Source organism: Streptomyces sp. NPDC002209, from assembly GCF_042890265.1.
Lineage (GTDB): Bacteria > Actinomycetota > Actinomycetes > Streptomycetales > Streptomycetaceae > Streptomyces.
The window spans coordinates 163,039-184,305 of sequence record NZ_JBIARX010000009.1 but is presented as its reverse complement, the minus strand read 5'-3'; the positions used below and the strand labels follow the sequence as shown (position 1 = coordinate 184,305).

Below are 21,267 nucleotides of genomic sequence, written 5' to 3'. Positions count from 1 at the left end.
CCCGGCGGCGCAGCCGCATCCGGCTTCCCCCACGTGGGGGAAGCCGGATGATCCGTGGGGTGGATGTGATCGGCGCGGGTGACGCGGAATCTTGGAGCGTCGGCAATCCGGATGTACGGGGGTCACGGTGGTTGTTCCTGCAAACTCGGAGGTGGGTGGCGCTCCCAAGCCGCCGACCGCAAGCCCCGGGCGGGTGTTGTGGTGGCGGCGGTGGCCTGTGTGGGCGCCCATGGTCGCTGCAATGTGGGGCGTGTCGTACGCCGCTGTCGAGGTCACCTGGGCGGTGACGGGCACCACCGTGCAATGGAAGGAGCACTCCGCCTATGCGCCGGGGGTCCAGCTCTTCCTGGCGGCCCTCGGGCTCCTGGCCGGCGGCGCCTGCCTGGCCAGCATCCGAACTCTCGCCAAGCTCGGCCGGGTTGCGGTGGCGACGGCGCTGATCGTGGCGCTCCCGGTGTTCGTCGTGGGAATGAACGGGTTGCCGATCTATTTCGTGACAATTGCGACGCTCTCGGGAGTCGAGAGCGCCACCGGGCTGGCCCAGGTGCTGCTGAACACGGCCGGTGCCGCCCTCCTGCTCCTCGTCGGCCTGTCGTACCGTCGACGGCTGCGCGGAGACTGCCCGCGATGCGGGCGGCCGCACGCCGGCGCAGCCGACGGCCCGCTTGCCCACCCGGCCGCCTCCCGAGCGCCGAGGCGGACCCGCATCGCGGTGTACCTGCTCATGTGCGGACTCCTGCCGTGGGCGGGAACCAAGACCGTCTGGACGCTGGGCGGCGACGCGCTGAGCGTCGCGGGCGATGACTGGCAGAGGGCGTCGGCCGCAAGCGCGTCGGGGCCGTCGAAGGCAGCCGCGTCGGCGGGGATCGACGTGACCGTGCTGGCCGCGATGGTCGGGATCTTCCTGCTGCTGGGGCTTCTGTACGCGTGGGGGCAGGTGTTCCCCCGCTGGACGGTGGTCCTGTCCGGTCGACGGGTGCCGCGTCTGCTTCCGTTGATCCCGGCCTGGCTGACCGGCATCCCCCTGACGATGTACGGGGTCGTCCTCCTCATCATGGCCCCGCTCATGGGTGCCGGTGTGCTGCCCGAGATCAAGCCGGACCCGCCGTTCACCACCAGCGCGGGAATCACCTGGTTTGCCGGGTTCGGGGGCCTGGCATTCGGTGGTCTGGGCATCGGCCTCGTCGTGGCCGCCCGCTCCTATTCCGCCCGCACCCGCCCCGTCTGTGCCAGCGCCACGGCGGCGGAGAGGCCCAACTAGCCGGGTAGCGGAATGCCAGCTTCCCGCTGGGGATCAATGAGCGGCCGCGACGGTTCCCGGCCAGCGCTTCGGGAGCCGCCCTGACGGTCGCCGCCGAGCCGTTGTTCACGACAACGGAAGACGCCACCCACGGCCGGGAACTCGCGCTGATGGTCCGGGCGTCGCCGGAGGCCTGAGCCGGCCACCGGGAAAGCGGGGTGTGGGTGGTTGAGGTAGGCAAATCTTGGCAGAAATGATCACGGTCGGCCAGCACACCGGCACCGGCCGCGCAGGCGTTGAGCGGTCCTCTGAACGGTGGACCCGTGACCCGCTCACCATCGGATGAGATCCCTGGGCGACACGGCAGTTTCGGGGCATACCTCCCCGTAATGGGCATGGCCGCATGCTAGGGATAGTAGGTAAAGATGCCCGAAATGGGAGGTATTCGAATATGTATGCAACTCTTCTCCGCGTGACGACCGCGCTGGGTGCCGCGGCGGCGCTGGCTGTCTGCTGCGCCGGCGCGGCCAGCGCCGATCACACCGGGCCGGGCCCTTCCGTGGGCAGCTCAGGCGTCGGGAACTCGGGCGTCGGCAACGCGGGCGCGTTCAACGACGGCGTCGGCAACGCGGGCGTCGCCAACTGGGGTCTGGGCAACGCGGGCCTTGGCAACACGGGCATCGGCAGCCACGGCATCGGAAACTCCGGCATCGGCAGCTCCGGCATCGGCAACTGAGGCGGGCTCACGGCCCCGCACCACCGAGTCGCACGACGCGCCCGGCTGACGTCGGGCCGGTCCACCCCGGGCCGCCCGTTCCATGAGCGGCAGGCCAGGGTGCCTGGCGCGGAGCAGCCGGCCCGCGAGGACAGCGGACCGCACGAGCAGAATCGGCTTCACCTGGTTGCATGAGCGCCTGGACGCCACCACCCCCGGCGGTGACGTCCAGGCGCCACACCGCCCGCGAGCCCCTGCGGCTCGCCGTCTTCCGTTCTCGGGGTCTGGCACAGCCTGGCGCTGGTGGTGAAAACTGGCAGGTCCTGCGGAGCGTGCGGCGCCACTCTCGTGCAGAGGCTGAAATGAGGCGACTGATAGCCCTACGCGAGAGCACGCGCATAGCGGTCACCCACCTGTCGGAGACCGTGGAGGCACTGCTCGCCGGGCGGCCGCCCACCCGCCAAGAGGGCTCTTCGCCGCTCGCGAGGCGGCACTCACATCGGTGGCAGCCAGCGGAGAGCGCAACCACGGATGGGGTGGGATTCGCCCTCTCGTCGGATGGACAACTCCGCTGCTCAGAATCGGCCCAACGGTGACGCCGAGCTCAAGCTGGCCCGCCTGCTCGTGTCGAGCGGTGGAACCCGCGCCTCGACCCTAGGTCCCACTCCGGCGTGAGGGGATCAGCGCAGCAGAAGAGCGCCGGGCACCTGCTCGTCGAAGATTTCGATCAACCGATCGAAGACCGTCTGGCCCTCGCTGGCACGCGCCGCGGCAAGCTCCTTGCGGGAGTGGCCGTCGGATGGTCGGCGACCGGGTCGACCTGGTCCTTCCAGGGCTGGGTATCAGCTGCTGAGGTCGAACACTCCCCACGCGGTGAACGGCTCGGCCTGGACGTAGATCCTGCTTCCTCGGCTGACGACCCGCCGACGGCCGGAGGCAGGGCCATCGGGCAGCGCGAGCAGGCCGACGTCCGTTGGCTCGACGGATGTTTCGGTGAGCTCTCCGTGGGCGAGTCGGTTCCGCTCCTCGCCGTAGCCGCCGTAGAAGGCGACCCGATCGCCGTGGACGGCCACCGCATGCGCGCCCCGTACCCGGTTCGCCCACACCGTCACGGGCCGGTCGCGGCGGTTGGGGCGTATCTCGACGAGCGGGAAGTCCGTGTATGGGCAGGCCCAGGCGGCGGTGCCCGACACGTTCAGGGCGTAGCAGTCGAAGAGACCGGGGATGCGGGCGCCGTCTGACGTCCAGGCGAGCCGGCCCGTGGCGCTCCAGCGGCGGATTCCGGCCGGGTTCTCGTCGAAGTGCCCGACCCAGATATGGCCGGCCTCGTCCACGAGCAGGTGCTCGATGGCGTCCCCGACCGAGAAGGACGAGGTCTCGCGGCCGATCGCGTCGAAGACCTGGACCTGGTTCGCGTCCTCGTACCGGCGGGCGCGAGACGCGGCGACGACGAACCCGCCGTCGGGTAGGCGGTCCAGGCGCGGCCAGCGGGCCCGCACTGCGCTCAGCTCGGTGAGTTCGATGTTGCCGCCCGGATGGACGGAGACGACCAGGGCATGGAAGGGCAGGACTTCGCCACCGGGCTGCGGAGCACGTTCGGTAAGCAGCCAGTGGGCAGCGCCGAAGACGTCGACGGTACTGGTCAGGACGTGACGATCGTGGTGCGATCGGGGAAGGTGGGCGTACGGACTGAGGACGGTCTTGTGCACGGGCGGGCTCTCCTGGGTGGGCGGTCACGGCCATCGGGCGCTGCGGTGGGCGGCGGTCGGCGGCGCGCGAGCGGTGGGGAGGGGAGCGGGGCGCCTAGACTCCATGGCCCTTTCTGGTCGTCATGAGCTGATCGTCGTCGACGTCCGACCTCCTGACAAACCCTTTCGGCGCGCCGCCCCCATTGATCGAGTACTGCGACCTCCTCGTCGCCGTCCACCAGCAGCTCGGCGGACCCGTTGTCCTCGTCCGTGGCGCCAAGTTTGTTGGCCGGGGGGGTGGCGGGCGTTCTTGTCGCGCCGGCGCAGGTAGGAGTCCATGGCCCGACTCTGAACGGTCGCCCCAGGTCAGCGGTTGTTGGGGCTCAGCTGCGTGGCGGCTGCGGCAATGAAGGCGACGGACGCCTCTTTGGCCGCATGCCGCCGCGCGTCCAGCTCGGTCCGATCGGTGGCCTTGCGCAGTGCGTACGTGGCGTCTGCGGCCTGCTGGGCGGCGCCGGCAAGCTCGGGGACCAGGACCTGAAGGCGGATGTGCGGTGCGGTGATTGCCGCGCGGGTGTCGTGGGACCTCGTCTGGGCCTCCAGCTGGTGCTCGGTGCCTGCCTCGGTCAGGGCCAGACGCTCCCGATGGAACATTGCCGAGCGGTGCGCGTCCAGGGCGGCCGCGAAGTCGGTGACGGCGCCGAGCTGGTCCTGGCGGTGGCTGTCGGCGCGCTCCTCGGCGCGTGCGGTGCGTGCCGAACGGTGCTGGAGGAGTCCGGCGGTCAGGGCACCGGCGAGGGTACCGAGTACGGCAACGATCGAAGTCCATATGGACATGAGGTGTTGGGTCCTCTCAGGTAGTCGGTTTCGGTCTTTGAGGCCGGCGGGCAGCAATGTACGCGTCGGCGCCTTCAGCGGCGGGGCTGAGTCAGCGACTGGGCGTCAAGGCCGTGATCACTTGGTCCGATCCGACTGGCACACGAGACGGCCAGAAGCAAGTACTGGCGCGCTCCCAGAACTCAGCAACACCTGACCGGGTTCGTCCCCGAGGTGCTGTCGATGAAGGCGCCCGGGGGTCCTTGTCGGAGGTGATCACCTGGTAGCGGTCGATGGTGTCGGTGTACGGCCGGTGCGGGTGCCCCGTACGACATCCACGCCGGTCGCGGTGGCCGTGGTGACGATACCGACGGGCGGCGGAGCGGTCCTGGGATGCGCAGTGGCCCCTGACGGCCGGCGACCAGTCCGACTTCACCGTGCCGCCGTTGCCCGCGAGGCACTTGACCGCCTCGCTCGCCCACCCCGGCATGACACGATGCCGGGGTGGAGAGCAAAGAACGTGCACAGAACCTGTCTGAGCTCGGCGACCTGTTGAAATCGCTGTCGAAGAGGCCCGTCGTCTCCGTGCGGTACGGCCGGTTCCCGGATGGCGCGACCCTTGGTCACGGGCTGGGGCCCCTTGCCGGCCAGGTACACGACCTCGTCGCCAAACTCCACCCGATGTGGAAGCGATACCTCCCCAGCGGGGCCGAACCCCCGAGCGCTTCGCAGATCGAGGCTCTCCTGGAGCCGCTCAGCGCCGACGCGGCCGTCGAACTGATGACCACGCTCGCCGCCGACAACCTCGTATGGCCCGGCTCGAAACTCATGAACCGCGAGATCGCCCACCACACGGTGACGCGCATCGTGAAGTGGCTCGGACCCGCCGCGACTTGGTGGACCAACCGGCAAGGCAACTCCTGGGATCCTGTCACCGCCTGCACTTTCGACGGCATGGTTGCCGGAAGCGACGGTGAGTACCTTGCGATCCTGATCCAGGTCGGGGAGGACTGAGCCCACAACCACCCCGACATCACTCAAGCCGATCATTGATGCTGATGGCGGGGTATGGGCCTCCCGGGGGCAGCGCTCCGCGGTCCTCGACACCAGCCGCCGCCGAATCGAACCGATCGGCGGCACAGTGCAGCCAACTGACCGCCCTGGGTACGTGGGGAGACAGCGGCTGGTCAGTGGCTTGACCACGAAGCCTTGTACACATGCGGTCACTGCCCTCATGCCTGGCGACCGCCTGCCCACCGCCCTGGACCAAGCGCGCCGTCACCGCGCTACCCCGCCGCAGGTGAGTCGTCGGTCGGCATACACGTGGCCGAAGCCGTCTGCCGTGGCTTCGGCCCGGACCCGCTGGCCATGGCGGGGCGGCGAGGAGGCGCCGGGCCGCCTCCGCCATGACCGTGTTCCCGACAGGAATTCGTGGCCTACTACCTGTCGACGGCGTCGGTCACACGCTGCCAGCTGTCCAGGTCTGCGATCCGTGCCTCCAAAGCCGGGCGCATGGCCGTCGCGCTCGAGGCGCCAAGGGCCAAGCGCAGCGGGGGGTTGGGGTCGTCGACCGCGGTCCGGATGCCTGCGGCGATCCGCGCCGCGGCGGAGAACGCGGACGCCGGCAGCTCTCCGATGCCCTTCTGAACCTCGCGGACGGTCTGGTCGTAGTCGTCGAGGCCGGCTGCGACATCGAGGTTGGCGAGGAAGGGGGTCGCGGTCAGCCCGGGCTGGATGATCGTGACCTTGATGCCGAGCGGTGCGACCTCGGCCGCGAGCGCGTCCGACAGCCCCTCGACCGCGTGCTTGGTGGCGGCCAGCAGACCCACGCCGGGATGGGCGGACTGACCGTAGACCGACGAGCCTTGGAGGATGTGCCCGGACCGCTGGGCGCGGAGCACCGGCAGCGTTGCGCGGAGCACGTTGAGCACTCCGAAGACATTGGTGTCGAACACGGCACGGACCTGCGTGTCGGAGGCCTCCTCAACGGCTCCGAACAGTCCGTATCCCGCGTTGTTGGCCACCACGTCGATACGGCCGAAGCGTGCGAGCGTGCCTTCCACCGCGTCCCGGACGGCTTGCTCGTCACGTACGTCCGCCTGGATGAGAAGCAGTCGCTCACCGTGCGCTTCCGCCAGTTCGTCCAGGGAGGAGGTGTCGCGGGCGAGAGCCGAGACGGCGTCGCCGTTCTCCAGTGCCTGGAGCGTCAGTTCGCGGCCGATGCCGGACGTCGCGCCGGTGATCAGCCATGTGCGGAGGAGGGTCTGAGGGTTGGATGTTCGGTTCATGTTGCGACCGTAAGCCGTTAGCTCGCAACGCGTCAACCTAGATCGATTGGAATGTTGCTCACTAGCTCGATTAGTACCGCTCACGCTGATGTACTGTGGGAGGATGATCACTACGGCAGCCGGATCCCCCAAACCCAGCCCACGCACCGTCACGCCGACGGTGGAGACCGTTCTCGCGTTCGTGAACACGCGCGCGGACGGATCGGGTCGCCGAGAGTTGTTCGGGGACGGGGACTCGTTCGCGGCGTGGCTGGCGGAGCGCGACGAGTTCGGCAGCGAAACCGTGGTGACCAACGCTGACGCCGCAGTCGCGCGCGAGCTGCGTGATGCCCTGGTGACTGTGCTGCTCGCACACTCGGGCGACGAGGAAAGCCTGGGCGAGCCGCTGCTGCGCGCCGAGCGCCACCTGCGGCGCGTGGGTTCGCTCTACCCGCTGGCGACAGTGGTCACGGCCGGCGGTGTAGAGCTGGCCTCCCCACAGGCGGGAGTGCCGCGCGTATTCGGAACCGTACTGGCTGCGGTGACGACGTTTGCGCAGAGCAGCGACTGGGGGCGCATCAAGGCATGCCGGAACCCCCCATGCCATTTCGGTTTCTTCGACCGCACCCGCAATGGGGCAGGGCTGTACTGCAGTGCAGGCTGCGGCTCTCAGGTGTCCATGCGCAAACACCGCCAGCGGCAGCGCCATGGCAGTGACGCGCCGCCCGAGGCGTGAAACCGCCCTTCCGGCGTGATCGGCGAACAGGGCCTCGAGCACGGCACGGCGCTCCCGGTACGGACGGGGCAACAGCTGCACCCCGTCCAGCTGCAGGACGTCGAACGCAACGTAGTAGGCCGGCCACCGGGCGGCCCGGGTAGGGGCGCTGCGGCCGCGGGCGGCGGCCCGGCGCTGCAATGCCTCGCCGGAGTGAACAGCAGTGCCCGGTGCCCGTCAGCTGCTGTTATGCGCTGGTGCTGGTGGACAGTTCGTCGCTTCGGCATCGAGTCGCTCGAACCACGCCGCGCGGAATCGACTCGCCTCTGATCAAGGATCCTGGCACTCTGCCCCTCATGCATGCAGACCCCATCGACCAGGCGCGACGTCTCGTCCGCAGCCGCTTTCCCGATGCTCTCTCCGTGGTCCTCGCAGGCTCCACGGCCACCGGACGCGCCACTGCCAGCAGCGACCTGGACATCGCGGTGCTCATCGACGACGGCGGCGTGACCTGCCGGGAGACGATCCGGTTCGAGGAACGCGTCGTTGAACTCTTCGTCCACACTCGCACCGGTCTCCTGGAGCTCTTCGCCGCAGACGTCGCCGCACGGCGGGCGGTCCTTCAGAACATGTATGCCTCCGGTCTCGTTCTGGTCGATTCCAATGGCGAGGCCGGGCGCATTCGCGCCCTGGCCGAAGCAGATCTTCGTGAAGGTCCGCCTGCACTGGAACCGGAGACCGTCGATACAAAACGCTACGGTCTGACGGACGCCCTGGACGACCTCACTGACGCGAGTGACCCCATCGAGCGTCTGGCCGTGGCCGGGTACGTGGTCAATGCCGCCGCCGATCTGCTCTGCGACCACCATCACGCGTGGATCGGCGGCGGGAAGTGGTTGCCCCGCCGCCTGTTGGAAGCCGACCCACAGCGCGGAGCCGCCCTTCTCGAGGGACACCACCGCTTGTGCGGGTCAGGCGACCCCGCAGCACTGATCAGCGCAGCGTTGAACGTGCTCGACCTCGTCGGCGGCCCTCTCCGCGAGGGATACCGCAGGACCTGGCACGGCACCATCGACTCGGTTGCCGCGGCAAGCTGACACAGAGCGCCGGCACCGCGGCCGACAACCTCAGCGCCTTCTTCGCAGGCGCCCCTCCCTCCCAGGGTCCGCCCGACAATGCCACGGCCGCCACAACGCGTAACGGCGGCCCTGGACATGCGCTGCCATCAGTGGTCTGCAAGAACTTCCACCCGGACGACGACGGGGGACGATTTCCACTACGGCGTCGATGTGCGCTTTTCCGTGACCTACATGAAGTAGGGCCACCCTCACCGTGGCCTGGACGACCGGGCTCTTCGACGGCCGGGAGAAGAGCTCCTCGGCCACGGCCGCACCATCGCGGACCTGAACGGCCCGTGCGCCTTCTGGGGGCAGCCTTCCCCCCGCGCGCGGGCCGGGCCTTCTGTCGTTTCAGGTGGTGTGCGTGCCTGCGGGCACGGGAGGAGGCGTGAGGTGGGTGGGGCAAGTCGAGTGCAAGTGGGCTGAAACCGGGGTTCGCGGACTGTGCGTCATGACTTCGAGCAATGAGTTGCGGCCAACTTGAAGTCCCAGGTCAAAGGGCTGGTGTGATCGGTCCCCGGGGTACTCGTGCTGGTCGTGGGCGTGACTCTGCGGAGAGGATCGTCTGTCCGCACGGTTGGGTCGAAGAGAAACGCGATGCAACAGCGTCGGCGGATCTGCGAGCCTTGCTCTCCCAGACGCCGACCTCGCGCTGCGGGGTGGCTGGCCGGGCGGGGTGTGGGTGGTCGCGCTTCCGTTACCGCGTCCGATTCAGCAGCTGGGCGGAGAACGTGGCGAGGGCGACCCGGGACTCGTGGCGATCGGGTGATACGGGTCTTGCCTTCGCCGTAGGGGTAACCCCCGCGTACGCGCAGGCCGAGCTGGACATCACCAAGACCACGGTAGGGAGCTTCTCCCGAGGCGGGCAGGGGGTCTACCGCATGAAGGTCACCAACACCGGTGACGAGCCGGCCTCCGGCAGGACGCGCCTTACGGACACCTTGCCAGCAGGGCTCACCATCTCAGCGGAGGGACCGACGTTCACTCCGGACAGCACGGCCAGCAACATGAACAGCCAGACCTTCGGGAGCCACCCCCTTGAACGGCCAAACCCCTGCGTGTTCCTGCCGTGGCCCCGGGTGGCCGTCAGTAGAGTGACCCATTCCCGCACTGCACTGCCGGACTGCCCTGGGCCGCCGGTGACGGGCTTCCGTACCGGTGGCCGGCGTGCGGTAGAAGAAGGAGATCTGTAAGTGTCCACCTCACCGGGATCCGTCATCCCACGTCATGTCCGGCCGCAAGTCCGTTCCCTGGCGGCCGCGATGCTTGCGACGGGCTTGTCGCTGGCTCTCCTGCCGAGCCTGGCCGGGCCTGCCCACGCGCAGGGTTCTTGTGCGCAGTCCGGCAGCCAGGTCGTGTGCACGTTCGACTACAGCGGGGCGGCCGACACGTTCACCGTGCCCAGCGGGGTAACGCAGCTGTCCGTGGAGGCCCGCGGTGCTTCCGGAGGCGCCGGCACCGGTGATCCCGATCCCGGAGGAGCCGGGGCTGCCGGCGCCGTGGTCACCAGCACCTTGACCGTGACGCCCGGCCAGACCTTGCAGGTGAACGTCGGCGGCGCGGGCGGTGGCGGCACGGACAGCGCTCCCGGTGCTGGTGGCTTCAACGGCGGGGGCACCGGCGGTTCGTCGGACGACGCCCATGGCGGTGGCGGCGGGGGCGCCTCGGACGTTCGCTCCGGCGCGTTCGACCTGCCCTCCCGGCTGGTGACGGCCGGCGGCGGCGGTGGGGGCGGCGGAACCGCCGAGCTGGCCGGTGGCGGTGGCGGCGCCGGCGGCCAGTCGGGGATGAACGGAACCAACGGCACCCCCGGCGCGAACACCACAGGTGGCGGTGGGGGCGGGGGCGCCACCCCCACCACACCGGGCGCGGGCGGAACCGGAGGGACCGGCGCCGACGACACCGGCGGGGACGGCGACCCCGGCGCGTTCGGCACCGGAGGCATCGGCGGCCCTGGCGAAAGCGGAAACCCGGGAAGCGGAATCACTGCCGGCGGTGGGGGCGGCGGGGGAGTCTTCGGCGGTGGTGGCGGAGGCGGCGGCGGCATCACAAACACGGAGTTCTCGGGAGCGGGCGGTGGCGGCGGCGGGTCCAGCACCGGACCTGCGGGCAGCACCTTCACCACCGGCGCGAACACCGGCAACGGGCGCGTCATCCTCACCTATGCACTGTCCCAGCCTTCTGACGGCGGATCCCTCCTGCCCGTCAATCTCAGCGGTTTGATCCCGATCTACAACAACCTCAACACGAACACCAACGTCAACAGCCCGAAGGCCAGCAACACGAACAGCCAAACCTACGGGGCCACCGCGCCCTGATCCAACACCTCCAGAAGTGTTCTGTCTGTCCCGTGAAGGTGCTCGGCACGGATCTGGGGTGGGCGGCGGCTGTCGTCGATGGCCAAGGCGCGGGGACTCGATGTGCCAAATGTGGCTCGTTGATGTCCGCAGCCCCGCGTCCGGCAACGCACTGCTTGACCGCGGCCAGCCCCCCGTCGGCCGCCACCGCGAGCGGCCCCCGCCCAGCACGGACGCCGTCCGGAACGTCCCGCCTGCCGACAGCCCGACCGCCTGCAACCCTGGCTCGGGTGTCCGGCCGTACATCTCGGACGGGCACCCGTTCGGCCAACCGCCCCCTCCCCCTGCGAGGCGACCACACGGGCGAAACGTGGCCCATGCCCCGTGACCGTGCCACCCCAGCAGCGTTGGAGCCGTCGTGGATCACACAACCATCATCCGTGTCACGGCCGGCGCGGCCCTGGCCGTCGTCCTCGCCTCCGTCTCCGTTCCCGCCGCTCAGGCCGCTCCCACCGCCGCACGCAAGGGGGTCGACACCTCCGCAGGTCCCCTTGCCCTCGACAACCTCCTGTCGCTCAAATTCCTCGCCCCGACGGTCCGCGACGCGAAGCACCAAGTCAGCGGCCTCGTCTCCGGGCTGTCACCCGCCCCTGCCAATGCCTCCGGCCTGGGCTTCCTGCTGAAGTAGACTCGATTGGCTTTTCCACGTTCAGCAGCAGCGTACGTATGCGGGTTTGGGCAGTCGGCGATCACTGGATCGGCGAATGTTCACGAGAAATGAGGCCAGGGCATGGGGGTGGCCCGCCGCCTGTCAGGCGGCGGGCTGTCGAGTTGGAACGTGCAGACGTCAACTGTCCTGTGTCATCGACCCTGGAGCGTGTTCCACCGACCACCTTGACCAGCACCGGTCGAGGCTCATACCGCGACCGGCGCGTTTACGCGGGGCGCGGGAGTCCACTCATCGTAGTCGTGACCGATCAGGGTGGCGAGGATCGCCTCGACGGCATCCTCCTCATACGGGCGCTCCCTCCCTGACCACGCCGACCGCGCCGGCCCAGGAGCCGACGCCGTCCTGCTCGGTGTTGGCGACCCGGATGTTGTCCGCGCTGGTGTTGCCCGATGAGAGGACGGATACCGCAATGCACTTGGCGTTGACCAGGTTGAGCACGTCGGTGTCGGCGGACACCGCTAAGGATGCGCGAGATTGCCGTACCGGGCGTCCAGCCCGAACACCACCACCACGGCCGTGGCGAGGACCAGGGCCAGCAGGGGCCGACGACCTGCCACGTGCGGGCATCGCGCCTCCCACTGGCGTCCACCCATCCGGTGCGGCCGACTGACGCGGTTCAGTCAACGCGGTGCTGCGTCACGACCACAGTCTGGGTCACCGCCGCCAGCGTCTCCGACAACGCCGGCGGCATCCACCTGCACCCGCACCGCTCCGAAGCGGTGATCCGCCTCGCGATACTCGAGAGTCGACTCCGAACAGGAAGGACACATGGCCAAACGGCGAGAAGCAGACTCGCCAGCCCTACAAGCCTGTCGACGATGCGAGAGGATGCAGGTCAGCCCCTCACAAGAGAGCGAGACCAGCAGTGACTGAACCAGCCTCCGTGAACCTGATCGATTTGGGAGACGCGGACGGCAACCGCTGCGTCGTCCGCGTGACCGGCCGCTATCAGCCCGGAGTGCTGACAGGCCACGACATTCTGCAAGCCGATGTCCTGGTCTCCGCGAGCTTCGTCGATGCCAGACTTGAGCTCTGCATACTCCAGCAGGACCTCGACACCTGGCAGCACGACCTGGCCCAGATCGCACCGGGCAAAGGAGCGACCATCGGTGGCGAGCGCGGGCTGAGTCTCGGCCTCTTCATGCACGAGGACCGCACGTTGGCGTTGATGGTCCAGGACCCCGACCGCATGAGCCTCGCGCTGAGAATCGCGCCACCGGAGACATGGATCCAGGACCACCACCAGCGACTTGACCAGGTTCGAGAGACCTGGCCCAGCGAAGTCGTGGGAACGGGTCCCATGACCTACGAGTGGAACTCCAACCGCAGGGGCTGAGCCACGGAGCGTGCCCCCACGCCAGCTGACCCGACCGCCTTTCAAACACCCCATCAGGACGCATCCGGCCATCAGACAGGCACGAGGAACAGCCTCCTGCGGCGCAGCGGGTGGCGGCAGACGCCGCATTGGTCAACGGCCCCTGCCGTCACCGGGGCTCTCGGCAGGGGTGTTCTCGCGTGAGGCGCCCGCGCTATCGCAAACATGCAGCGGGAGGATCAGGTGTGCAGGCGGCTGCTCGGGCCGTCCTGGTCACCGGCGCTCTCGTCATTGAACCAATGGTCCCGCGCCGCCAGGTACCGGAACGAGTCCGTACTGGCAGGTGGCAGCTCCATCGGCCGGACGCAGCGGCAGTCGCGGCGATCAGCCGGTGCAGGAGCGGGAAGGGGTAGCGGGTCAGGGGGCCAGGTCGTAATCGGGCCCCGAAGCACTGTGCTGGGTACGTGGACCGCGCCGTCTGAGTACGTGCGCCCATGCTCATGGGGCGCCCCGGCCGGTGCAATGGGGCCCATGAACGCGATTTCCGGCGGCACTGGTGGCAGCCTCCTGGTGGCCGCCGCCCCGCCCGCACGCAAAGGCCCGCGGCCTGGTCCTGGGAAGGTTGGGTGCCTTCGCGGCCCTGGTACACACGCACCTGGCGACCTTCACGCCGCACGCGGTGGCCTTCGTGCCGTGGCGCCTTCAGGGCGGTGGCTGAGGCCGGGTGAACCGGCGGCGCGGGCTTCTTGCCAAGGCGTCCGGTGGCCGTACCGGCCCGAGCGGCGGATCCCGCGCATGGGCGAGAATGGAAGGGAACGGGGGTCATGGAATTGAAATACCTGGTAATCGTGGGGATCGGTCTCGCCTGGGGGCTCTTCCAGGCCTGGCGCGGCGGCGCATTCGGCGGCCGGTCATCGCAGCACCAACGAGGTTCCCGGTCGGGGAAGAACGACGGCGTCAGTTTCTCCTGCGGGGACGGTTCCTCCTGTGGTGGAGGCTCCTCCTGCGGCGGCGGCGGAGGCGACTGATACCTCGGCTCCCACCGCGGGCGGGAACACGCCGCCGGTCCCTAGACGGTGGCAGCGGAGCCAAGGGCTGGTCCGACGGGCCGGCCCTTCCACTGCGCTGAACCCCCTCGAGGCGGTCCCAGTAGTTCTTGCCGAAAGACAATGCCCTGGTCCCCGCGTCACAACTGTCCTGACGTACGACGCCGGGGGCGACCCGCGCGGTGTGATCCAGACGTCCGTGCCCGCACCGTGACCGACCGAACCGGAAGCCAGATGAAACCCCTCGACAGCACTACCTGGGACGTCGCGTTGGTGCGGCTCCTCGAAGACGTCTACACCTTCGCGATGACCGGGCCACGGCTGCACGAGGACTGGGCACAAGACGTCCTGGCCGTCATGCACCGGGCGGTCGCCGACCCCCGGGGCTGGCGGGTGCGGGACTCGCAGGCCGGCAAGGAGTGGCGCGAGAACGGCCACCCCTCCTACCCGTTCCTGTCGCTCACGACCGCGGAGGTGCACGACTGGACCCACCCGGTCACGCCCCGCGCCGCCGGCGAGCTGCTCGCCTCGCTGGCCCAGGAGTGGTTCTTCGAGCCCTCCCCCATCTGGTCACGGGCGAACCGTGACGAGGTGCTGGCCGACGCCCGCACGGTGCTCAGCCGGTTCGGTCCCAACGCCGTCTTCCGTACCTCCTCCGACCTGGCCCTGACCTCCGACTCGCCGGACTTCCTGGCCGGCGAACTCGCCGGTGGCCGCGCCTTCACCGGCTACATGATGGACCTCGGCCTGATCGCAGTGAGCGCGGACGAGGTCGGGGTCTTCTGGTCGTTCAACGCGCTCTGAGCAGCCCCGCGCGTACTGTCCCTCAGCGCCGACGCGCCCGGTCATCTCGTTTGCCGGCACCAGCAGTCCGGGCTCACCCCCCTAGCCGTCGCTCAGCGGCGAAGCCCACCTGGGATCGTGTGACGGCCTTCTCATCAGGTGACCGATCAGGTGCTGCGCCGTGTCGGTGGCGGTATCTTCCGGTGCTCCCACCGCGATCAGGGCGGCGCGGATCCTCGCCGGCGCCGCCGTCGGCATGTCCAGGTCATTGAAGAGGGGGAGGAGCAGGAGGAGGCGTGCGGCCATGTCTTCGACCCCTTCGGCGGCGGGGGACGGGGTGTCGGCGATACGGACCAGTTCCTGCCACGTCAGCCCGCTCCCCGAGAGGTGTCCCTCCCAGTTGGCGATCTGCTGGGCGTAGTTCCGGCGGGGGTGGGTGAGCAGGTAGTCGATGCCGTAGTCGCCGAACATGTTGCGATAGATCACTACGACTCCGGGACCGTCGGCGGCGGGCACGCGCAAGACGGGCCAGCGCTCAGGATCGAAGAGCGTCTCGGACAGGGCATCGACGTCAGCGCCGTCATCGCCGAACCACTCCGGAATTGGACGCTCGACACATGTTCCGTCACCGCACATCGACATGAGGTGGTTCGCCCAGAAGCCCTGGCGAGCCAGCAGCGGCTCCCCAGCGACCAGCGGGCCGTCGTCGTATCCCTGAATCAGCACGCCGTAAGCGTGCCACCTGCCACTGACACGACCTGATGCCGGCACCGCCTGGATGTTGCCGGGGTTCCCTGTCTCGGCCGTAGCCGGTGTGGTCCCGGCGGTGATTGCCGTCTGGCGGGTTGTGCGCAGGCGTCGCGCAGGCGCGAAGGATCCCCTCCGCGTGCCCGGGAGGCCTGTGCTGGTGGAGCGTGCGGGTGCCGGCAGACCGTGGTGATCAGTGTGAAGCCGCCAAAGGGCCTGGCACCGGGAAGTAGCCCTGCCCTTCGGTGACGCCGACCTGGTGGAGGAGAGGATGGCGGCCCTGACCGGGCACGTCATCCGCAAGCATCCGCGGTTGCGGGGCTACGCCCGGCACATGGCCACCGAAGCGGTCGGCCGCGCGTGCGAGGCGTGGCCGGGTGATCCGGGCAAGGCCGGCCGCAAGGTGCTGCCGTATCTGATGCGCGTCGTCAGCAACCCGGCGAACGACGCGGACGGCATTCCGTCGCGTCCCGCGGACGAGGGTGTGATGAAGGACCTCGAGCGGCACATCCTGGCCCGGCCCGCCCGGGCCGCCCGGGCCTCGGACCTGCCGCTTTCCTTCGGCACCATGGCGCCGCGCTCGCCGGTCGATCCGATGGAGGAGGTCGTCAGGACTGCCATCGCGCGGATGAAGCCGACGCAGCGCAAGACCGTCGCTCAGATACAGAGCGACGGAATGGATGACGAGGCCCATCGCCGAGCGCATGCGGCTCCGGGTGACTCTCACCTAGAGCTGCATCTCTCCGTCAGCCTGCTTGACACACCGACCCCGGCCCTAACCACACGGCATGGGTACTAGCCTGTCCCGATGGGACTCGACATCACCGTGCTCATGGTCGACTGGGAGCATCTGGCGCGGATACCGGCGGACGACAGGGTGAGGGCACTGGGCGATGCCTCCTGCCCCGACTTCTGCTGCGAGGCGTGCGAAGACGCCGACTACGCCGTGACGGGCGGCTGGGTGTGGCAGCGGCAGGTGTCCTGGTGCGCCGAGTACCGGTTCCACGGAACCACCGGTTCCTACGGCTGGCACCACCGATTGGGCAATGCCTGGGAGGACGTCCGGACCTCGGTGGCGCCCGAACTGCGGGACGCCCTGGACCACTTCCTGCGCGGCCTGTTCTGGGACGACCCGGACGACCTCACGGGGACGGACCCCACGGCCGCCGCGGAGGAGGAACGGCCCGCCGCGCGCGGCTTCCCCGACGACCCCGCCCCGTGGCGCCCCCGGGTGCTCCTGCTCAGCTCCCCCGACGAGGTGTCCGAGCTGGTCCGCTCCTGGCAGGTGGCCGCTCCCCGGCTGGAGGAACTGCGCGGGCCCTTCGAAGCCGAGGCCGCCGGCTGGGCGGGCCGACCCGCCGGCTTCGACGCCGCCGCAGCGCTGTTGCGCGAATGGGGCGACGTGGCCACGGAGGCCGGCGCCCGGCGATGGGGCCTGGTCGGTCTCCCCTTCTAGGCCCGATGCCGTGTAGTCAGCGCTTGGTGTCCGGCGTCAAGGGGTGCGGGTGGTCAGGATGTTCATGCTGATGCCGGCCTTGTAACTGGTCCTGTCGACGGTGCCTTTGGCCTCGTACTTCGAGATGGCGTGTTTGACGACGCGTGGCCGGGTGCGGACGCGCCTGGCGGGCATGAGGGAGGCCAGGACCCGGCGGCCTGTGGTGCCGACGAGGTCGACGGTCGTGTCGTCGAAGGCGCACCACATCCACCACTCGTTTCCGGAACGCGCGGCGCCTACGCTTCACCGCCACAGGGGAGGATGGGCACGCCGCCTCCGCTTGAGGGCATGCGCCCCTACTGCAAGCGCGGCAGCACAGATGCCTTCCGCCAGCCAGGAAGCCGTGCGCTTGACCACGTCGGCCGGCGTGGGGGCAGGGTCGTGGCAGTCAGGGGCTGCGGGTTCCACCCGCAGTCGGGCCCAGACCTTTGGCGGCGTCCCGTTCTCTCGCCAGACCACGGTGTAGAGACCCGGCTTCGCGTCGCACCTGATGCGCACGACTACGGAGACGCACTTCGCTCCGTGCATGACCACTGGTCGCGTGAACGCCGACGAGGTCAACGTGACTGACGCCTCCGTCGCCGCCCATCTCCAGGCCATCGTTGGCCGCCATCTCCCGCCGTCCCGCACCGACCGCACGTCCCATGGGCTCGCAGGCCACTCCACATCCGCAGGCCAACGCTCTTCCTGGGGCTCAGGCAGCAGCTCGGAGACCCGCCCCGCGCACGCCGCACGCTCCGTCCCTTCAGCCGGAGCCACCCGGACACTCCCCCACAGCCGCGTGACTTCGGAGGGGTTCCGGTCCCCACCTGATCCGATGCGCACCTCGTAGGTCCCGGGCACAGCGGTGCAGGAGATCGTCATGCTGCTCGGACCGGCACTGAACAGCGGCACTTCCTCCGTACAGACCCACGTCACGCCGACCCACCTCGCCACGGCACGCGCCATCCCTTGGCACTCGAATGCCCAGCGCGGGGTGGACAGATTTGGGCCGGGCGTTGCCTAGCCTGGTCTCGCTGGTCGATACCTGGGCGATAGTCGACCAAGGCTTGCCCCCGAGATGCCGGTGGTGTCCTGTGCCGACGGAAGACCCCGACCACCAAGGTGACAGCTCTGGAGGTCAGCAGACGGGCAACGTACCCCAGCAACACAAGGGGTGGCGGGGCCTCTTCTTCACCCTCCCCGGGAAGATTCTCACCACCTTCGTTGCCGGGTTGGCCACGTGGGCCGTGACCCACTTCACCGGCGTGTTGGATTCCTGGTTCAAGGACGATGCCCCGTGGGTCAAGGTTGCGGTGCAGACGAACCCGTACCGAGTGGGCAGTTTCAACAACGACGCGATCTATGGGGCCCTGCCCATCGGGGAGCGCCCCACTACAGGCCCGGGGAAGGGGTGTGACGGCTTCCATGACTGGCTAGTCGAGCACAGTGGCGTCGACGCCCCTCAGAGCAAGCTCCAGGTCGTAGTCCAGGGCAACGCTGACGGGGACGTGCAGATCTCCAACCTCAGAGTGCTCATTGCGGACAGGCAAGAGCCGTCGCGCACCGTTGGAGTGGTCTGCCCCTCCGCCGGCGAGACAAATGCCCACCCCATCAGCATCGACCTCGACAAGGCGTCACCCCGCGCCGTCTACACATCGCCGAGCGGCCGGCCCTTCGGCTTCACCGTCAAGAAGGGCGAGTCGGAGACTTTCCCCATCACCGCCACGGCAAATCATGGCCACTACTCCTGGCGGCTGGAGTTCGACATGACCTTGGGTACTGAGACGTCGACTCAGTCGGTGGACGACAGTGGGAAACCCTTTCGAACGGCTCCCCGGCCTGCGGGGCCATCGTGGGAGTGGAACTTCCAGGATGCCTGGGCCGTCCACGACGCCGGCGCCACCTCAACGCCGCAGCGGCTCTCCGTCGGCGAGGCGTTCCAGATTCCGCAGACCTCGGGTCAGCGAACCCCGTGAGGCGCACAGCAGGCCGGGCTCCCCGCGCTCGCGGGCAGTGGGGCATGGTCGTCGCCTTGCTCGCGGCCGTAGCGATCGGTGTGGGTGTCAGTTGGTGGATGGGGCGGGCTGAATCCCCGCAATCCCCGTCGGATTCAGCGGCCTTCACCCTGAACGAGGTGCCAAGCGTGACTGGCGCGGGGCGGGTGACCGCCGTCGCAGCAGTGGACGAAAAACGGTTCCTCATGGGTACCTCACAAGGAAAGGTGATCAATATCGAAATGAGGCCCGGCCAGTCGCCGGCCTCCACCGTATTGACTTCGGTGCCGGCCCAGGTGCGCGACTTGACGCTCTCCGGCGACGGCCGCACAGTCGCCGTCACTGATGCGGCTGGTCTGGTCCGCGTCCAGGGCCTTCGGGGCGGCGCGCCGAACGACTTCCGCATTGACCTCACCGAGGGCCCCGTCACCCTGAATCGGTCCGGCACGGAGTTCGCCTACGGCCAATTCACCATCACCCTCATGGACACCCGCACCAGGCAGGCCCGAACCCTGCCGGCGAAGCCAGTACCCAACGGTGGGCGATCCGCCTACGACGACTGGGCCATCACCGACGACGGCCGCGTCCTGGCCGCCGGCGCGGAAGGCATCGATATGTGGTACCTCAACGAGCCGGAGAAAGCCTCCAAGCCGATCACCTGCGCGTGTCCGGCGGCCAGCGTGGCGCTCAGCCCCGACGGGCGTTACGCGACGTACGGAACTGTGGACGGGCATGCCGTGGTCGTCGACATCGACAAACGGGCCGTCCTGGAGGACAAGACACTCTCACCGCGGCCCGACGACTTCGTCGGTACTGTGACCGCGTTCGGCTCGGGAAGCTACTTCGCAGCTGGCACGTCGACCCCCGAACGAGTCGTCATCTGGGACGCCTCCGAGCACCGCATCGTCTGGGACCACCTCTTCCCTCAACACAAGATCGCTGAAGTATCCGCTGTGCCTGGCAGCGAAGCCCTCCTCGTCCAGACCAACCGCTACCAAGACCTCGGGCACGAACCGTTCAACACAGTGCGCCCTTGGCTCGTCCAACCTCGAGAATGACGGATGTTTCGGGGGCGATCATGACCATGAACACGCCAGTCGTGGCGCCGGTAGCGGCAACGGGGGCCTGTCGCTCCTCTCCGCCGGGCGCGACGAACGCGGTGACTGTCGGGGCCGCGGTGAAAGAGGACGTGATGGCCGCTTCCTCCAGTTGGGGAAAGCACGTCGACGTACTCGCTCCCGGCTAGGACGTCTTGTCCTTGTGGGTCTCCGCGCCGGCGCCGCAGCAGACGTACCGGCCACGGAGGCTCGTGACGGAGAATGTCAGATTGTGATCGACTTCAAGCGCAGCATCGCCACCCTCGCCGTTGTCCTGGTGGGCGCCGTGGCCCTCACCTCACCCAGTGCAGCCGCTGACAACGCCCTCAACAGGCCCACGCACGCAGGAACCCCCGCGGCGAGCGGCGTGACGGCACCCGACAGAGCAACGGTCACAGAAGGCCAGGTCAAGGAGGTCGCACCCGGGGGCGTGATCACCTATCCGAGCGTCACCAGCTGCCTGACTGTGACCGTACGATTGCAGGACGGAGGCCTCGTCGGTGCTCACGCCAGCCTGTTCCAGGTACCGGGTGAACTGCGATCCGATGAGATTCTGGCCGCGCTCAAGCACCGCGTCGGCAACCGCCCCGTGACCGCGATCCAGGTCAAGGGGGCCGTCGGCGCCTGGCATCCGAGCTACTTCGTGAAGGCGATCGAGAGTTACGGCGAGGAAGAACAGCCGCCGTACCCGGCACGTCCGGAGCCCGAAGAGCTTGCCACTGCCGTGTCGCAGGGACTCGAACTGCCCCGCCGCCTCGTCACGGTCGAGGACGTACCTGACGGGGACCAGATCGCCAGCTGAACACAGCGACGGGACGGGCGGTGCGGGGCCGCCCCAGGCCAGGGTCATGTCGGATACCCGGATGCCAAGCCGCCGGACGGAGGATGCCCGGGCGAAAGCTTGTCAGAGTCCGATGCCGTACAGCCGTATGCCGGGCACACCAGCAGGCCGCCGGGGCGGCGAAACGGGGATCTCCAGAAGGAGCCGCCCGGCGGGCTCTTCGTCGAGCCGGCTGACCACGGACTCGGATGTTCCCGGGTGTCCTGAGCGACACGCGGTCGAGTGCGGGAGCAACCGACTCAAGCGGCACCGGGCTGTCACCCACGGGGTACGGCAAGCTTGACGTCCGCTATGAAGCGACCGTGTTGGTGGCATCCATCAACAATCGCCCGCTGCTCGTTGACCATCGTGGCCAGCACGGCCGCCATGCCGAGTTCGCGG

At 68.9% G+C, this 21,267-nt stretch carries 20 protein-coding genes and 1 pseudogene; 14 read left to right on the top strand and 7 right to left on the bottom strand.

What is annotated here, in order from left to right:
- Positions 1-250 precede the first annotated feature (250 nt).
- A complete protein-coding gene (locus tag ACFYXK_RS19885; protein ID WP_389412297.1) occupies positions 251-1,261 on the top strand; it encodes a hypothetical protein in 1,011 nt (336 codons plus the stop codon).
- Between the two features lie 451 nt (positions 1,262-1,712).
- The gene (locus tag ACFYXK_RS19880) at positions 1,713-1,976 is read left to right on the top strand and encodes a hypothetical protein (protein WP_389412296.1); all 264 of its coding nucleotides are present in this window, start codon (positions 1,713-1,715) and stop codon (positions 1,974-1,976) included.
- A gap of 821 nt (positions 1,977-2,797) precedes the next feature.
- Here the strand turns inward: ACFYXK_RS19880 and ACFYXK_RS19875 are convergent.
- Together ACFYXK_RS19875 and ACFYXK_RS19870 are read right to left on the bottom strand one after the other, a co-directional pair.
- Positions 2,798-3,664, bottom strand: a complete 867-nt coding sequence (locus ACFYXK_RS19875) for a hypothetical protein (RefSeq protein ID WP_389412295.1) — start codon at positions 3,662-3,664, stop codon at positions 2,798-2,800.
- Between the two features lie 345 nt (positions 3,665-4,009).
- A complete protein-coding gene (locus ACFYXK_RS19870) occupies positions 4,010-4,480 on the bottom strand; it encodes a hypothetical protein (RefSeq protein ID WP_389412294.1) in 471 nt (156 codons plus the stop codon).
- A 483-nt stretch (positions 4,481-4,963) separates the two neighbouring features.
- On the opposite strand from ACFYXK_RS19870, the gene ACFYXK_RS19865 reads away from it, so the two are divergent.
- Positions 4,964-5,473 carry a hypothetical protein gene (locus tag ACFYXK_RS19865; RefSeq protein ID WP_389412293.1) on the top strand — a complete coding sequence of 170 codons (510 nt, stop codon included), beginning with the start codon at positions 4,964-4,966 and terminating at the stop codon, positions 5,471-5,473.
- A 425-nt stretch (positions 5,474-5,898) separates the two neighbouring features.
- On the opposite strand, the gene ACFYXK_RS19860 is transcribed toward ACFYXK_RS19865, so the two are convergent.
- Positions 5,899-6,747, bottom strand: a complete 849-nt coding sequence (locus ACFYXK_RS19860; RefSeq protein WP_389412292.1) for an SDR family NAD(P)-dependent oxidoreductase — start codon at positions 6,745-6,747, stop codon at positions 5,899-5,901.
- A 103-nt stretch (positions 6,748-6,850) separates the two neighbouring features.
- On the opposite strand from ACFYXK_RS19860, the gene ACFYXK_RS19855 reads away from it, so the two are divergent.
- Positions 6,851-7,462 (top strand): CGNR zinc finger domain-containing protein, encoded by a 612-nt coding sequence (locus ACFYXK_RS19855; protein ID WP_389412291.1) that lies wholly within the window; start codon positions 6,851-6,853, stop codon positions 7,460-7,462.
- 21 nt (positions 7,463-7,483) lie between these two features.
- Here ACFYXK_RS19855 and ACFYXK_RS19850 read toward each other — a convergent pair.
- Positions 7,484-7,642: pseudogene (locus ACFYXK_RS19850) on the bottom strand (ATP-dependent DNA ligase); the annotation flags it as partial.
- A gap of 155 nt (positions 7,643-7,797) precedes the next feature.
- On the opposite strand from ACFYXK_RS19850, the gene ACFYXK_RS19845 reads away from it, so the two are divergent.
- From ACFYXK_RS19845 to ACFYXK_RS19835, 3 genes are all read left to right on the top strand, one after another.
- A complete protein-coding gene (locus ACFYXK_RS19845) occupies positions 7,798-8,538 on the top strand; it encodes a nucleotidyltransferase domain-containing protein (protein WP_389412290.1) in 741 nt (246 codons plus the stop codon).
- A 1,298-nt stretch (positions 8,539-9,836) separates the two neighbouring features.
- Positions 9,837-10,877 (top strand): hypothetical protein, encoded by a 1,041-nt coding sequence (locus ACFYXK_RS19840; RefSeq protein ID WP_389412289.1) that lies wholly within the window; start codon positions 9,837-9,839, stop codon positions 10,875-10,877.
- A gap of 397 nt (positions 10,878-11,274) precedes the next feature.
- On the top strand, positions 11,275-11,544 hold the full coding sequence (locus tag ACFYXK_RS19835) for a hypothetical protein (protein ID WP_389412288.1): 270 nt from the start codon (positions 11,275-11,277) through the stop codon (positions 11,542-11,544).
- 324 nt (positions 11,545-11,868) lie between these two features.
- On the opposite strand, the gene ACFYXK_RS19830 is transcribed toward ACFYXK_RS19835, so the two are convergent.
- Positions 11,869-12,042: a hypothetical protein gene (locus ACFYXK_RS19830; protein ID WP_389412287.1), complete on the bottom strand. Its 174-nt coding sequence runs from the start codon at positions 12,040-12,042 to the stop codon at positions 11,869-11,871.
- 427 nt (positions 12,043-12,469) lie between these two features.
- Between ACFYXK_RS19830 and ACFYXK_RS19825 the strand changes: the two genes are divergently transcribed.
- Both ACFYXK_RS19825 and ACFYXK_RS19820 read left to right on the top strand, forming a co-directional pair.
- Positions 12,470-12,922, top strand: coding sequence for a DUF5959 family protein (locus tag ACFYXK_RS19825; protein WP_389412286.1), 453 nt, complete (start codon positions 12,470-12,472; stop codon positions 12,920-12,922).
- A 1,259-nt stretch (positions 12,923-14,181) separates the two neighbouring features.
- Positions 14,182-14,751 carry a hypothetical protein gene (locus ACFYXK_RS19820; RefSeq protein WP_389412285.1) on the top strand — a complete coding sequence of 190 codons (570 nt, stop codon included), beginning with the start codon at positions 14,182-14,184 and terminating at the stop codon, positions 14,749-14,751.
- Between the two features lie 81 nt (positions 14,752-14,832).
- On the opposite strand, the gene ACFYXK_RS19815 is transcribed toward ACFYXK_RS19820, so the two are convergent.
- The gene (locus ACFYXK_RS19815) at positions 14,833-15,456 is read right to left on the bottom strand and encodes a hypothetical protein (protein WP_389412284.1); all 624 of its coding nucleotides are present in this window, start codon (positions 15,454-15,456) and stop codon (positions 14,833-14,835) included.
- Positions 15,457-15,748: 292 nt separating this feature from the next.
- Between ACFYXK_RS19815 and ACFYXK_RS19810 the strand changes: the two genes are divergently transcribed.
- Together ACFYXK_RS19810 and ACFYXK_RS19805 are read left to right on the top strand one after the other, a co-directional pair.
- On the top strand, positions 15,749-16,276 hold the full coding sequence (locus tag ACFYXK_RS19810) for a hypothetical protein (RefSeq protein WP_389412283.1): 528 nt from the start codon (positions 15,749-15,751) through the stop codon (positions 16,274-16,276).
- A 9-nt stretch (positions 16,277-16,285) separates the two neighbouring features.
- Positions 16,286-16,933 (top strand): hypothetical protein, encoded by a 648-nt coding sequence (locus ACFYXK_RS19805; RefSeq protein ID WP_389412282.1) that lies wholly within the window; start codon positions 16,286-16,288, stop codon positions 16,931-16,933.
- 36 nt (positions 16,934-16,969) lie between these two features.
- On the opposite strand, the gene ACFYXK_RS19800 is transcribed toward ACFYXK_RS19805, so the two are convergent.
- Positions 16,970-17,179 (bottom strand): hypothetical protein, encoded by a 210-nt coding sequence (locus ACFYXK_RS19800; RefSeq protein WP_389412281.1) that lies wholly within the window; start codon positions 17,177-17,179, stop codon positions 16,970-16,972.
- 869 nt (positions 17,180-18,048) lie between these two features.
- Between ACFYXK_RS19800 and ACFYXK_RS19795 the strand changes: the two genes are divergently transcribed.
- The 3 genes from ACFYXK_RS19795 to ACFYXK_RS19785 all read left to right on the top strand — a co-directional run bounded on the left by ACFYXK_RS19795 (position 18,049) and on the right by ACFYXK_RS19785 (position 20,847).
- A complete protein-coding gene (locus tag ACFYXK_RS19795) occupies positions 18,049-18,930 on the top strand; it encodes a hypothetical protein (protein WP_389412280.1) in 882 nt (293 codons plus the stop codon).
- Between the two features lie 44 nt (positions 18,931-18,974).
- Complete coding sequence (locus ACFYXK_RS19790; protein ID WP_389412279.1) at positions 18,975-20,006, top strand: WD40 repeat domain-containing protein; 1,032 nt, start codon at positions 18,975-18,977, stop codon at positions 20,004-20,006.
- 271 nt (positions 20,007-20,277) lie between these two features.
- Positions 20,278-20,847 (top strand): hypothetical protein, encoded by a 570-nt coding sequence (locus ACFYXK_RS19785; RefSeq protein WP_389412278.1) that lies wholly within the window; start codon positions 20,278-20,280, stop codon positions 20,845-20,847.
- The last annotated feature ends 420 nt before the right edge of the window (positions 20,848-21,267 follow it).